13 protein-coding genes are annotated in these 12,725 nt (G+C 64.0%); 3 read left to right on the forward strand and 10 right to left on the reverse strand.

The genetic code is table 11. The annotated features are described in order from the left end of the window. Positions 1–7: 7 nt before the first annotated feature. Positions 8–388 (reverse strand): hypothetical protein, encoded by a 381-nt coding sequence (locus tag ACJH6H_RS02890; protein ID WP_212806427.1) that lies wholly within the window; start codon positions 386–388, stop codon positions 8–10. A 210-nt stretch (positions 389–598) separates the two neighbouring features. Here ACJH6H_RS02890 and ACJH6H_RS02895 point away from each other — a divergent pair, with 210 nt between their 5' ends. Continuing rightward, positions 599–1,438: an IclR family transcriptional regulator gene (locus ACJH6H_RS02895; RefSeq protein WP_212806426.1), complete on the forward strand. Its 840-nt coding sequence runs from the start codon at positions 599–601 to the stop codon at positions 1,436–1,438. Continuing rightward, positions 1,435–2,358, forward strand: coding sequence for an alpha/beta hydrolase (locus ACJH6H_RS02900; protein WP_346416841.1), 924 nt, complete (start codon positions 1,435–1,437; stop codon positions 2,356–2,358). Before ACJH6H_RS02895 ends, ACJH6H_RS02900 begins: the two co-directional genes overlap by 4 nt. Before the next feature lie 90 nt (positions 2,359–2,448). On the opposite strand, the gene ACJH6H_RS02905 is transcribed toward ACJH6H_RS02900, so the two are convergent. The 3 genes from ACJH6H_RS02905 to ACJH6H_RS02915 form a co-directional block, all read right to left on the reverse strand. After that, on the reverse strand, positions 2,449–2,901 hold the full coding sequence (locus ACJH6H_RS02905) for a twin-arginine translocation pathway signal (protein WP_244872830.1): 453 nt from the start codon (positions 2,899–2,901) through the stop codon (positions 2,449–2,451). A 191-nt stretch (positions 2,902–3,092) separates the two neighbouring features. Then, the gene (locus ACJH6H_RS02910; protein ID WP_346416840.1) at positions 3,093–3,836 is read right to left on the reverse strand and encodes a hypothetical protein; all 744 of its coding nucleotides are present in this window, start codon (positions 3,834–3,836) and stop codon (positions 3,093–3,095) included. A gap of 152 nt (positions 3,837–3,988) precedes the next feature. After that, positions 3,989–4,423, reverse strand: a complete 435-nt coding sequence (locus ACJH6H_RS02915; protein WP_244872832.1) for a hypothetical protein — start codon at positions 4,421–4,423, stop codon at positions 3,989–3,991. Positions 4,424–4,692: 269 nt separating this feature from the next. On the opposite strand from ACJH6H_RS02915, the gene ACJH6H_RS02920 reads away from it, so the two are divergent. Further along, the gene (locus tag ACJH6H_RS02920) at positions 4,693–5,169 is read left to right on the forward strand and encodes a hypothetical protein (protein ID WP_212814726.1); all 477 of its coding nucleotides are present in this window, start codon (positions 4,693–4,695) and stop codon (positions 5,167–5,169) included. Between the two features lie 60 nt (positions 5,170–5,229). On the opposite strand, the gene ACJH6H_RS02925 is transcribed toward ACJH6H_RS02920, so the two are convergent. Genes ACJH6H_RS02925 through ACJH6H_RS02950 form a run of 6 tightly spaced genes read right to left on the reverse strand, consistent with a single transcriptional unit; the run spans position 5,230 to position 12,718 of the window. Continuing rightward, positions 5,230–6,789, reverse strand: coding sequence for an MCE family protein (locus ACJH6H_RS02925; RefSeq protein ID WP_212806424.1), 1,560 nt, complete (start codon positions 6,787–6,789; stop codon positions 5,230–5,232). Then, on the reverse strand, positions 6,789–7,973 hold the full coding sequence (locus tag ACJH6H_RS02930; protein WP_318984237.1) for an MCE family protein: 1,185 nt from the start codon (positions 7,971–7,973) through the stop codon (positions 6,789–6,791). The genes ACJH6H_RS02925 and ACJH6H_RS02930 overlap by 1 nt, the downstream gene beginning before the upstream one ends. Next, positions 7,970–9,424, reverse strand: a complete 1,455-nt coding sequence (locus tag ACJH6H_RS02935) for an MCE family protein (RefSeq protein ID WP_212806422.1) — start codon at positions 9,422–9,424, stop codon at positions 7,970–7,972. Before ACJH6H_RS02935 ends, ACJH6H_RS02930 begins: the two co-directional genes overlap by 4 nt. Beyond that, entirely contained in the window at positions 9,424–10,503 is a 1,080-nt protein-coding gene (locus tag ACJH6H_RS02940; protein WP_212806421.1) for an MCE family protein, read from the reverse strand. The genes ACJH6H_RS02935 and ACJH6H_RS02940 overlap by 1 nt, the downstream gene beginning before the upstream one ends. Continuing rightward, positions 10,503–11,534, reverse strand: a complete 1,032-nt coding sequence (locus ACJH6H_RS02945) for an MCE family protein (protein ID WP_212806420.1) — start codon at positions 11,532–11,534, stop codon at positions 10,503–10,505. Before ACJH6H_RS02945 ends, ACJH6H_RS02940 begins: the two co-directional genes overlap by 1 nt. After that, positions 11,531–12,718, reverse strand: coding sequence for an MCE family protein (locus tag ACJH6H_RS02950; RefSeq protein ID WP_212806419.1), 1,188 nt, complete (start codon positions 12,716–12,718; stop codon positions 11,531–11,533). Before ACJH6H_RS02950 ends, ACJH6H_RS02945 begins: the two co-directional genes overlap by 4 nt. Positions 12,719–12,725: the final 7 nt, after the last annotated feature.

Below are 12,725 nucleotides of genomic sequence, written 5' to 3' on the forward strand. Positions count from 1 at the left end.
GCGCGGGTCAAAGATCGCCTTGCACCCAGCGGCTGGCCCCGTCGACAGCAACGCAGCTCAAGAACAACCCGTCCGGTGCCTGGGCGACGTCGTTGACGAATTGAGGGCAGGGTGAGCCCTCGACCTTGATACCCCGCATCGGCGGCGAGCGAAAATAGCGCGGTTCATATCGCCGCGGAGAGCCGCAGAACACGAGTCGGCCCCATGACGTGGTGCCGAAAACGAAATGCGACGTGTCGCCACAGGGGGCTCCCAACACCACCCCGGGGGAGATGCCGGGCGTGCAGTAGGCGTCCTCGCACGAGGCAGGGGTGTCAGCGGTCGCCACGGGCGGCGGGCCAAGGGTGAGCGCGCCGGCGGCGATGGCCAGCAGCAGTTGCTTGCGCATGGGGCTCCCGAGGTCGTTGATGTGTTCTTCCGATTCAGCTCTACCGAGTTCAGGGAATCCGGCGATACGTGGCCGACCGGTGAGCGGAACCAGCCGCGGCGGCGAGGTCGCCGGCGGCCACAGATCGGTATGTGACAGCGACCACAGCATATGGTAAAAAACTCGCTATTCCTATTTTGACTATTCGAGCGATGAGCCTGGAGGGTTTCGATGACGCTGACCGTCGATATGGCTGCCGAGATGCCTAGCAACGTGATTGATCGGGTTTCCCTGGTGTTGGACGCGTTCGATGGGTCGGGAAGTCTCACCTTGGCGCAGATAGTTCGTCGCACCGGGCTGCCCCGCTCGTCCGCGCACCGCATGCTCGAGCGCCTGGTGAACCTGCGCTGGCTGAGTCGTGACGGGTTCGATTACGAGCTCGGCGTGCGTCTCGTGGAGCTGGGAAACCTTGCGCTGCAACAGGACCGAATCCACCGGGCTGCCATTCCGCTCCTGCGTGATCTGCACCGGGCCACCGGGTTGGTGGTGCATCTCGCCATATTGGACGGCTCTGACGTCGTATACCTGGAGAAGATCGGCGACGAGGTGCGAGCTGCGATCCCGACACGGGTCGGCGGCCGCCAACCCGCCCAATGTACCGCCGTCGGTAAGGCGATCCTGGCCTATCGCGACTCTGCTGACGTTGACCTCGCGAAACGACGAACCCGGTACTCGGTCGCCACGAGTGCCCAGCTCGCTGCCGAACTGGACAGGGTCCGCGCCCACGGTGTGGCCACTGAGAGGGAAGAGTCTCTTCGCGGGTTCGGCTGCGTCGCAGCACCGATCGGACCCGTGGGCGAAGCCGTGGCCGCGGTGTCCGTGTGTGGCCCCATGTCAAAGATGACGTTCGACCGGCGGTTGGTGACGCCCGTGCGGATGACCGCCACGGCGGTATGGCGCAACGCCGAAAGCGTCCGCGAGCATGCCACGCCCACGCTCGTGCGCCCCCTGCGGGGCGGTCTTACCGCGCACAACGCGGAGCTGCGCGCGTCTGCGATGCGGCCCGCATGAGCCTCGATCCACAAGTGGCGGACCTGATCGAGGCTCTCGATGGGGGATTTCCCAAGGTATCCACGATGACCGGCGCCGAGGCCAGGGCCGCGATTCGCGCGCGGTTCGTGCCGAACCCGCAGCCCGAATCGGTCGCCGTCGTCTGGGATGACCGGGTGTCGGTCGACGGTGGTCATGTGGATGTCCGGATCTACCGGCCGGAAGCGTCCGGACCGCTGCCGGTTCTGGTGTACGCGCACGGTGGCGGCTTCGTCTTCTGCGATCTGGACAGCCACGACGGACTGTGCAGGAATCTGGCGAATCTCATTCCGGCGGTGATCGTTTCGGTCGCATACCGATTGGCTCCAGAGCACCGGTGGCCTACGGCTGCCGAGGACGTGTATGCGGTGACCCGCTGGGTGTCCGAACACGCGGGTGACCTCGGTGCCGATGTCCAACGAGTTGCGATAGGAGGCGACAGCGCGGGCGGAAATCTCGCTGCCGTGGTCGCACTGATGGCGCGTGATCGCGGCGAGCTGTCCATCGCCGCGCAGATGCTGCTGTACCCGGTGATCGCCGCGCAGTTCGACACCGACTCCTACCGTCGGTTCGGAGCGGGCTACTACAACCCGCGTGAAGCGCTGCAATGGTATTGGGATCAATACGTTCCCGAGCAAAGTGATCGCGGCCATCCGTACGCATCCCCGCTGTGCGGTCGTCTCGAAGGATTGCCTCCGGCCGTCATGGTGGTCGCCGGTTGCGATCCGCTCAAAGATGAGGGACTGGCGTACGCAGATGCACTGCGGGATGCCGGCGGTACCGTTCAGCAGTTGTTCTTCGCGGGCGGCATACATGGCTTCATGACGATGCCCATGTTCGACATCGCGCATGCCGCCCGTCGACAGGCAAGCCGCGCGCTGGGCGAGTTGCTTTGTCGCTAGTGGCGTTTGGATACCGAACCGGGCGCACTCTCGATCAGTGCGCCCGGTTCTGTGCGCATTCTGAACGGCTATCCCTCATGCCGATGACGACTAGATCGGATCAAATGACGAAATACGCCAGACCCCATTGTTTTTCGTGAGTCCGACCTTCACGCTGCTGGCCGACTGCGTCGGTTCGGGATTTTCACGACTGGTGGTGGTTTGGTTCAGGAAGATCAGGACGTGTGCGCTGTCTGCGTGTGCGTCGATTGTGGCGGCACGGACGACCGACGCGACAGCGTGAATGTCCTTCTGTTTGGCGGCCGGCGCGACGAACTGGTCGGCGAACTGGCTGTAGTACGTCAGGAACCCGCCGGTGAGGTGCGAGCGCGCGGCTGCCAGGTCGTGATCCAAACTTGCCGGCGCATAGGACAGTAACGCCACGGCACCTTCGGATGCGGCTTTGGCAACCTGGGTTTCGGCCTCGGCGCTGGCGCGGTCATTGCGATAAGTGGTGAGGTACGTCGCTCCCGCGGTGCCGGCGCACGCCAGCATGAGGCTCATGACGGCGATGGACCGCCACCGGCCCGCAAGCCGGCGGGTCAGTGGCTTCGAACGGCGCGGGTTTGACGTGGTTTGGTCCCCCGATACGTCGACGTGTTGCTCGTCAGCGACCGAGGATGCTTCGTCGGGCTGATCACTTTCGACGTCCTCGGGAGTGGTGTCGTCGGCGGTGGGTGCTGCCGCTTCTGTGGTCATGGCACGAACTCGACTTTCGACATCTTGAGCTGCGCTCCGTCTCTGAACATGGTGACACTGAGGCGCCAGTTGCGTGGTTGTTGGTTGGTCCCCGCCGTGTTGCTCACCGTTGTCGCGGCGGTTACGAGGACCACAGCAGAATTCGGCGTCATCGATTCCACGGCCGCGCTGCGCACCGTGGCCTTTGTCGCCGCCTTTGACTCGCGGGCGACCTGGACGAAATCCTTTGCATCGGCCTGGAAATCATCGCGAAACTGTCCGGTGGAATTGGCGAGGATCTGCTGGACGTTGTCCTCGGCCTTGGTGCCGTCGATCGACATCAGCGTGACGACCGCCTGCGAGGCGGCGGAAGTGAATTCCGCCTTCCGCTGCACCTCGTTGTCGAGCTGACGGTGGTAGTGGAGCATGTAGCCGGTCGCCGCCAGTGCTGCGACACTTGCCAGGACGGCGACAGTGGCCAATACCGTCTTCAACTTTGGGCGGCGCAACCGCCGCCATCGCCCCGTCGACGACTCCTGCGGTGTACCGGTTTCGGCATCAGCGGGATCCGATTCGGCTGCCCGCGCGCGAAGTTCATCGGCTCGTGCGCGCGCTGCTGCGGCCAGCTCTTCTGCGGCGAGTGCTTCGGCCTCCGCCTGGTTGATCAGCCCCGGGTCGACAGGCTGTGCCCGGCCGTCTTCCGCGGCGGTGTCTGTGGCGTTCACCTGCGTCGCGGTATCAGCGCGGCTGAGTAACCGCATGATCCACCTCCGGTTCGCTGCTGATCGTGGGTACTAGTGCCCGTTGGTGCCATTCCCGTTCTGGCCATGATGTTTTCGACGCTAATCCGGTCGAGTTCCGAATGGTGAAGGGTTCCCGCCCAGCGGTTGACGGCCGCCTGGTGCTCGATGAGTCACCAATTTCGTAGTGAGCACAGCGCACCGCTGGCGCCGTTCGATCGGTTGACGACCTGCCCATCGACGGTGAGTGTGCAGCGCAGCGTCTGGCCGGGCTGTGATGGCTGACCGGCTGTGGTGACCGTGACCATCGCCCACTGGTCGGGGTCGTCCAGGGTGGCTTCGTGAACCCAGGGCTTTCCGGGTTCGAGATGTACGTCGTCTCTCGGGCTGAATTCATAAGGGTTGTGGCTGTATTCGGCCCACGTGGGCGGTTGGACATCGCGGTAGTAGATGCCCGCGTTGGTGGCCAGATCGGCCGTGACGGTGTACGTCACGCGGTGCGGCGTCGAGTCGCTGTCTGCGGAAGCGGAATGTGCTGTCGCGGTACCGAAGGCGATCACGAATACGGCGCCCGCCGCTGCTCGGCGTGGTGCTCGATCGATTCGCATCGCAGACTTCCTCCATGGCGGTAGATCCGTAGTCAACGGTGACACACCATCGACCCACGCAGGGTGCGATGACCGCCTGGCGGGATTTTGGCTGTCGCCCAATGCGGAAAGTTGGACAGTAGTAGCTGTACCGATTGTGCGGCAGCATCTTTCGATGAGCCGAAGTGGTCGGACTCGCGCCGTCTGGTGTCCACCGACGGGCGGCAAAGGGGTTCGCCGCAAAGGAGCAGGCCTTGCAGATATCAACGACATCGATCGCTGCGACGGCGGTGACTGTCGGGCTGTTGACGGGGTGGGATTGTGGCATCGCCGACGCCTCGAACGACTGGGGTCTCAATGGCACCTATGTCGCAACGTCCAATGGTGAGTGGGCCAAGACCAACGACATCTATCACGACGAGGCGAGTATCCGCAGCACCTGGACGATCAAGACCGAGTGCAGTTATCCGACCGAATGCGCAGGCACCGTCGCGAGCGACTGGGGATGGAACGCGCCGATCTACATGAAAAGCGGCGTCTGGTACGTCAAGAAGACGGTCGACAACTGGCAGCCATGTGCAGATGGCACTGCAGGGCCGGGACTTCAGGTTTTCAGGTTCTACCCGGCTACCTCAGATGGGGCCGGCGCGGACCCGACATCGTCGACACTGATGGGCGAGGACTCCACCACCGGAGTCAGCGGCTCGTGCGGAAGTAGCAGGGTCCTCTTCATCACGATGCCCTTCAAGCTGGTCAAGACCGCCTGACCCAGGTACCCACTGCGGGGCCGGCCCGCCCTGAGAACGTGCCGGCCCAACGTTGTTCAATCAGGCGGTGAACAGGTCCCGCCACGTCCGTTCTCCGCTCCGCGGAGCCAGATCCTTCTGGCGGTAGACCTTTCCATCCGGACCCGCGTAGCGTCCGGTGGCTGGGTCATACGTGGCGATGGCGACCGACGGGCCCTTCGAAGTCTCGGGAATGAAGGCGCTCGGAGCCACCGGCGTGGGCGCGGCACCATCCGGCGGCGGCGGGGGAGTGTCCGGTGCGGCCTCGCCGGCCGGCGGTTGACCCGTTGTCGGCCTCGGCGTTCCGTCGAGTGGTCCGTAGATCGTGCTGTCATGATCGACCCGAGAATCCGGCGGGATCCCCTGAGCGAGCAGGTTGGGGTCGATCGGATACGGGCCGAGAGCATGCTGGCGCATCGCCAGGGGCTGATAAGGCTTGTCGCTATCGCAGATTTCGACTGTGGGAGCGCGCTTTCCGGGGTTGCCCATACATGGGTAGTTCCGCGCCCCGCGTACACCGATCGGCGAATCCTGCGGCAGCTTGCAGTAGAGCCCGTCGGGGGTGTCGACATCACTGGTGTCTTCCGGTGAGCGCCAGGACGACGGCGGGAGGAAGCCGACGGTGCAGGCCGGCGGATCGCCGATGTTCAGGGTGAAATCGCCCAAAGCCATGCCCGTCGGATTGTTCTTGGGTGCACCGTAAGACTGGGTGGACGACACTGTCGGTGGCAGCAGCACCAACAGTTGTTCGAGCGACGGGTGGTAGGTCACAGCCACCTGCCCGAGGGTTGTCAGGTTGGACAAAAGCAGCGGCAGAGTGGGCTTTACCTGGTTGAACAGGCGGGAGCCCTCGTCCGCGGCGTCCGGCCCGTCTTTGAGAAGCGTCCTGACTTGGGGGTCGTTCTGGACGAGTTGCCGGCTGAGTCCCGCGACGCTGTGGGCCCAGGTCCGGATGGCATCGACGGATTGAGCTTGGCCGTCGAGCAAGGGCCTGCTGTCATCGATGAGCGCTCGAGACTGATCGCTGACGCTGTTGGCGTCGGCGATCAATTTCGACGAGGAATCCAACAGGGACCCGGCGTCGTAACCAGAGCCGTTGAACGCCTTGAATGTTTCGTCGAGCAGCGGGCTGATCTTGTCTTTCGGGATGCTGTCGATGAGCGCACTGGCTTGATCGAGCATCGGTCCGACAGCTTGGGGAATCGATGTTTTCGACGCCGGAATGACCGATCCGTCGTGCAGGTAGGGGCCGGCATCGTTATGGGGTTGCAGGTCGACATATTGCTCACCGACGGCGGACACGCTCAGTACCGCGGCGTGCAGGTCCGCGGGAATCTTCGACGCATTGTCGAGCGACAGGGTGGCGACGGCACCGTCACGGGTGGGCCGGACATCGGTCACCTTGCCGACCTGCACGCCGCGGTAGGTGACATTCGAGAACCGGTACAGGCCACCGGTGGCCGGCAGTTGCAGGCTGACCGTCATGCGCCCGAGCCCCAACAGGGTGGGTGCCTGCAGGTAGACGACCAGCATCACTGCCATACCGATGATCGAGGCGGCCGCGAAGAGGCCGAGCTGAATGCGTACGAAGCGGGTGAGCATCAGTTGCTGCCGCCGTTCGGATTTGTCGGGGCGGCGAGTGCCGGCGCCGGCAGCGTCGCAACAGCTTTCGGCGGCGCGGTCAGCAACGTGCCCAGCGGGTCCTTGGTGTAGTTGGCGTACCAGGGGTCGCCGGGAGCGGGAACCAAAGGGGCTCCTTCCTGTCCCCAGCGGGTGCCCAGCAGCAATCCTCGCTTGAGCCGGGGGATCGTGAAATCGAAGGTGATGAATTCGTTGAGGTAGTCACCGCGAATGCCGCGGTCGATGAAGTTCTGCGGGTAGGGAAACGTTGGCGCAAACGCCAGCACAGTGCCCAGATTCGGTCCGACGTCGGCCAGGGCGCGGAGGGTCGGTTCCAGGTTGCGCAGGTTGGTCACCAAGTCGTCTTGGGTGGCTTTGATCAGTTTGGTGGCTGTATTGCTGAACACGCCGAACTTCTCCAGAGCTGTTGTGATACGGGGCTGCTCTTTGATCAGCACATCCAGCGCGGGCGGGATTCGTTGCAGGGCTTGGGTGATCACATCGCTCTGGCCGGCCATGGTTCCTGCCAGGCGAGTGAGCGCGGTGATGGAGGCATTGATGTCGTCTCGCTGATCGGCGAAGATGCCGACCACATTGTTGAGGCGCGTGAGCAGGTCGCGGACCTGGTCCTGCCTGCCGTTCAATGCGTTGTTGGTCTCGGTGACCAGCTCACCGACCCGGCCGAGTCCGCCGCCGTTGACGAGGACCGATAGCGACGACAACGTCTGTTCCGTCGACGGGTATGTCGACGTCCGGTTCAGCGGCAGGGTGGTGCCTGGGGACAGTTGTCCGGAGGGCGCCTTCCCCGGCGGCGGATCCAGCGCCAGGTGCATGGACCCGAGCAGACTGGTCTGCCCAACGGTCGCTACCGCATTCGCGGGGACCACGGTGCCAGGTTTGACCGACACCTCGACGTCGGCGCGCATGTTGCGCACCGACATTTTCGATACGCTGCCCACGATGACGTCGCCGATCATGACCGGCGAATTCGCCTCCAGGGTACCGACATTGGCGAGTTCGACGTGATAGATCGCGGCGTTGGCCCCGCGTCCCACCGTGCCCGGCAACGGCAACGAGTTCAATCCGTGGAATGCACAACCGGTTACCGACAGCAGGGAGCAGGCCGATAGCGCCGTGAGGCGGGCCAGGGACCGTCGCTTCATCACGGGGTGCCTCCTGGGTTCGGCGCCGCGGGAGCGGCTTCTGCGGGAAGGAGCAGGTCCCGGACTGTGGGTGCTTGTGGCGATGACGCGGCGGCTGGTTGGGGGACCGGCGCGCCGGGGAACAATGCGGGCGCGGGATCGGCCGGTAATCCGTTGGGCGCGTATGCCCCTGGGGGGCCCGGCGGCGCGCCCCACCCGGCGGGAGGGGTGACGTCGTTGGTACCGGTGTAGGCCGACACCGCCGGGGGCTCGGTTGGGGACTCGGCGCGGGAACCGCTTCCGCCGGGGGCGAGTTTGGGGTCGGTGTAAACCAGATTCTCCGGACTCGGTGCCTTGCGGAGATAGACATTCGTCGGCAGTGGTAGGTAATTGAAGTTGATCAGCGACAGGGCTGGGCCGAGATACTGCGCGCACAACTTCGACGATTCGGCTGCCGTGGCATTCTTGACTGCCGCAATCGCTGAGCAGACCACCGACACGGGATCGGCGAAGTTCGACATCGCGAAAGCGCCGACGGCCGTACCACTGTCGGGGTTGTAGATGTTGTAGCCGTTGGCGATGGCGTTGGGCGCCACGTGCAGCACATTTTCCAGCTTGAGTTTGTTGTCGACGAGGTTCTGGGTGACGTTCGTCAACCGCTGCAACTGTTCGACGGTCTGATCGCGGGTACCCGCGACGAAGCGCCGCACCTCGCCGACGGCGGAAGCCAGGTTCGTCAGGGCGGCATCGAGATCGGACCGCGCGCCGTCGACGACGCTCGTGACACTCGCGAGGCGGTTCTGGAACTCGACGATCTGGGTGTTGCTGTCGCGCAGCGCGGTGACGAAGGTCTGCAGATTCTTGATGATCTCGACAATGTTGCCGCTGCCGTGCGCCAATATGCGTCCGATCCCCGAGAGTTGGCTGATCGCTTGGTGCAGTTTCTCGCCGTTGCCATCCATCGCGGTCGCGGCACTGTCGATGAAACGGCTCAGTGAGGTAGCGGCGGATCCGCTGACCGGACCCAAATCGGTGGCCAGCCGCATGAGCTGGTCTTTGACTTGGTCCCATTCCACCGGTACCGCGGTCCGCTCAACGCCGATCCGCGCACCATCGGCCATTGTCGGGCCGGCATCTTCGTACGCGGGCGCCAACTGCACGTAGCGGGCGGCCACCAGGTTCTGCGCCATGATGATGGCTTTCGCGTCTGCCCGGATCGGTACGCCATGATCGATCGAGAGCGTCAGCCGGGCTTGGCTGCCGGCAGGTTCGATGCTGGTGATCGTTCCCACTTTGACGCCGGCGACGCGGACTTCGTCGCCCGGGTAAATCGCGGTGGCGGAGGTGAAGTACGCGGTGATGGTGGTGGGACGGAAAACGGTCTGCCGCACGAGCAGCACGCCGCCGGCGAGCGCCAGCGCCACCAGTAGGGCCGCGGCGACACGTGTCAAGGGTTTGCGATGACGGGTGATCATCAGTGGCCTCCCGGAATACCGTTGTGGGGCCAGGGGAACTCGGCGCGTGGGCCGGCGTTGTCAGGCGGCTGGCCGGCGTTGGTGCCGCGACGGAATCCGAAGGCGTAGTCGAGGAACGGTTGAATGGTCTGTGAGGGGATGAGGTTGCCGACGAAGGCGTTGTAGTACCAGCCGTTGTTCACTGATTCGCCCTGCGTGACTTGATATTTGGCCAGTCCGGCGAGGGCCTTGGCGATGTTGTCGCGGTTCTTTTCAAGAATCGCGGTGACGGAGTTGACTTTCTGCAGCGTGGGCGCGAGAACCTTTTCGTTGTCGTGCACAAGTCCCGACAGCTGCTGAGAAAGCGCCGACGTGTTGGCCAGCAGATCGACGATCGCGTGCCGTCGCTGGTTGAGCACTCCGGTGAGCGCGTTGGCATCGAGCAGCAGGGTGTTCACCTGCGCGCTGCGCTGCGACAGAATGCCGGTTACGTCGGCCGCGTTCTTGAGCAGCGCGGCCAGGGATTCGTTGCGGCTGTTGAGCGTTCGTGACAGGCGCGTGAGCCCGTCGAACGTCGGTCCCAGTTGTGGGGCCATCCGGTCGATGGTTTCCGACAGCGTGTCCAGCGAGTGGGTGAGTGTTGCGGTGTCGGTCTCGGCGGTGTTGGAGGTGAAGTCGCTGACGGCGTCGGTCAGTGAGTACGGAGACCCGGTGCGGGCAAGGGGGATGGTGTCGGCGGCGTGCAGGCTGCCGGTTCCGGCGGGTTCCAGAGTCATCATCCGGGCGCCGAGGACGGTTGCTGTTCTGATGTGGGCGGTGGTCTGTGTGCCCAGCGTGACCGTGCCATCGAGAGTGAACGTCACCAGGGCGTTTCCGCGACTGAGGGTGACGGCGCTTACGGTGCCCTTGGTGACGCCGGAGACCTTGACGTCGTTTCCCGGCGACAGCCCACCGGCGTCGGCGAACACCGCGTGGTACCTGATCGACGTGGCCCACGACCACAGTTTCTGCGGTTGAAGGCCGACAGCGATGACGAGAATGACCAGCACCAAACCGATGAGTCCGGTGCGCATCAGTTGCGATCCGCGGTATTTCAGCATCAGGGCTCCCCGCAGCGTCCGGTGTTCTGCATGATCCAGGGGAAGTACGCGGTGCGGCCTTGCAGATCCGTCACGCGAACGTTCATGCCGCACAGGTACTGGTTGATGAAGCTGCCGTAGGCGCCGAGGCGAACCAATTTCCGGTAGTTGGCGGGCGCCTTCTGCAGCGCGAGATCCATGCGGGCCTTGTCTTTGTCGTTGTCCAGCAATGTGGCCATTCGATTGAGCTGGTTGACCGTTCCTGTGAGAGGCGGCCGGGCCTGTGTCATCAGTTCGGCCAGGGAACCTGTTCCGTTGTCCAGAGCGGTGATGGCATCGCCGATCGGGTCACGTTCCTGGGACAGGCCGGTGATCAGCTGTTGCAGGCGGGTTACGGCGCCGGAGAATTTGTCGCCGTCCTTGGCGACTGTCGCAACGACAGTGTTCAGATTGTCGATCAATTGTTGAACCGTCTGGCCGTTGTCGGCCAGTGCCGTCGTGAATGAAGTCGTTTGAGCCATCAGCGATTCCATGGTCCCGCCTTGGCCCTGCAGAATCTGGATCAGCGAATTGGTCAGCGCGTTGACGTTCTGGGCATTGAGCCCTTGGATGACGGGTTTGAGGCCGCCCAGGAGCAGGTCGAGGTCCAACGCGGGCTCCGTGCGGTCGGCCGAAATCTGCGTGCCGGCCTGTTGGATTTTGGTCGACCCCGGGTTGTCCACGAGCTCCAGGTACCGGTTGCCCACCAGATCGAGGTAACGCACAACGACTTTGGTGCCGGTGGTCAGCACGACGTCGCGGTCGGCGTCGAAACCTACGACCACAGTGTTGTCAGGTCGCAACGCGATGCTGTCGACCGTGCCGACCCGGATGCCCGCGACTCGCACGGAGTCACCGGTTTTCAGGCTGGAGGCGTCGGTGAACACTGCCGAGTAGGTGTTTGTCGAGCCGGTTCGGTATTGCCCGAGGATTGCGAAAAGCGCTGCGGTCACCAGGAGCATCGTGATGCCGAAGGCGCCGAACTTCAGAGCGGTCGAGTTGTGACGCGTCATCCGGGTTGCCCTGTCTGAGCAGTGTTGCGCGGTGGTCCGTCGAGCGGGCCGAACAGAGCTTGCTTGAGGGCATCAGAGTTCAACAGGATCCCTTGATTTCCGTACTGTGCGGGGTTGGCGTCGATGTCGGTGACCACGAACGGTGGCCGCTCCCCGAAGCCCACGTTGGGCAGGCCCATGCATTGCGGACCGCCCGACGCGGCGACCTTCGGCAGGTTGCCCGGATAGCGGTAGCGTTCGGTGCCCAGCAGGAACGAGTCCAGCAGCATGATCCCGGGCAACGGTTGCGGCGGTCCCATCGCGAGCGGCTCCATGCCCTTGAGCGCGCAGGTGAGTGCTTGGTTGTACTGATTGGTCAGGTTGGTCGTGGGTACCAATAGGTGCATGGCGTCGACGACCGCGTTGCTGTTGGTACCGACTACGTCATTGCCGATGTCTGCCAATCCGATGGCGCTCAGCAGTACCGAGTCGAGGTCCTGCTGGCGCTCGACGATGGTGTCGCTGAGCTGAGATGCGTTGCGTGCGGCGTCCATCAGATCGGGGCCGGCGTCGGCATAGGCACTGAGTACCTTTGGAGCAGTGGCGATTTCCTGGCTCATTGCCGGAAGGCTCGGATCGATCTTGGCGAGCATGGCGTCGAAATCGACCAGGGTCTGACCGAGTTTGTCGCCGCGGCCGCCCAGCGCTTGGGCCATGGCGCCGAGTGCTTCGTTGAGTTTCTCGGGTTGGACCTGGGACAGCACATCCACCAAGTGCTCGAAGACCGTGTTGATCTCGACGGTGACGTGGCCGGCGTCGAGAACCTGTCCCGCGTGCAGCGACTGGGCAGATGGTTCGGCCGGCGGCACGAGATCGACGTACTTGGCGCCGAACACCGTGCTGGACACGATCTGCACCCGGGTATTCGCCGGAATCAGTTGGAGGTAGTCCGGATTCATCGCCAGACGAATCGCGGCGCTGCCGTCCGGCCGATTCTCGATGGCGGCCACCTTGCCTACCTGCGCGCCATGGAGTTTCACCTTGGCATCGGGATTCATGATCAGACCCACGCGTGGTGAGAGCACTGTGACGGATGCCGTGGACGTTGCACCGCCGCGGAACAACACAACGGCACCGACGACGAGGGCAGCGGCCAGCCCCATTGCAGCACAGCCGGTGAGCAAACGTACTGAGTCACGTGACATTCGATGC

The sequence above is a fragment of the Mycobacterium sp. SMC-21 genome, assembly GCF_045310825.1.
Classification (GTDB): Bacteria; Actinomycetota; Actinomycetes; order Mycobacteriales; family Mycobacteriaceae; genus Mycobacterium.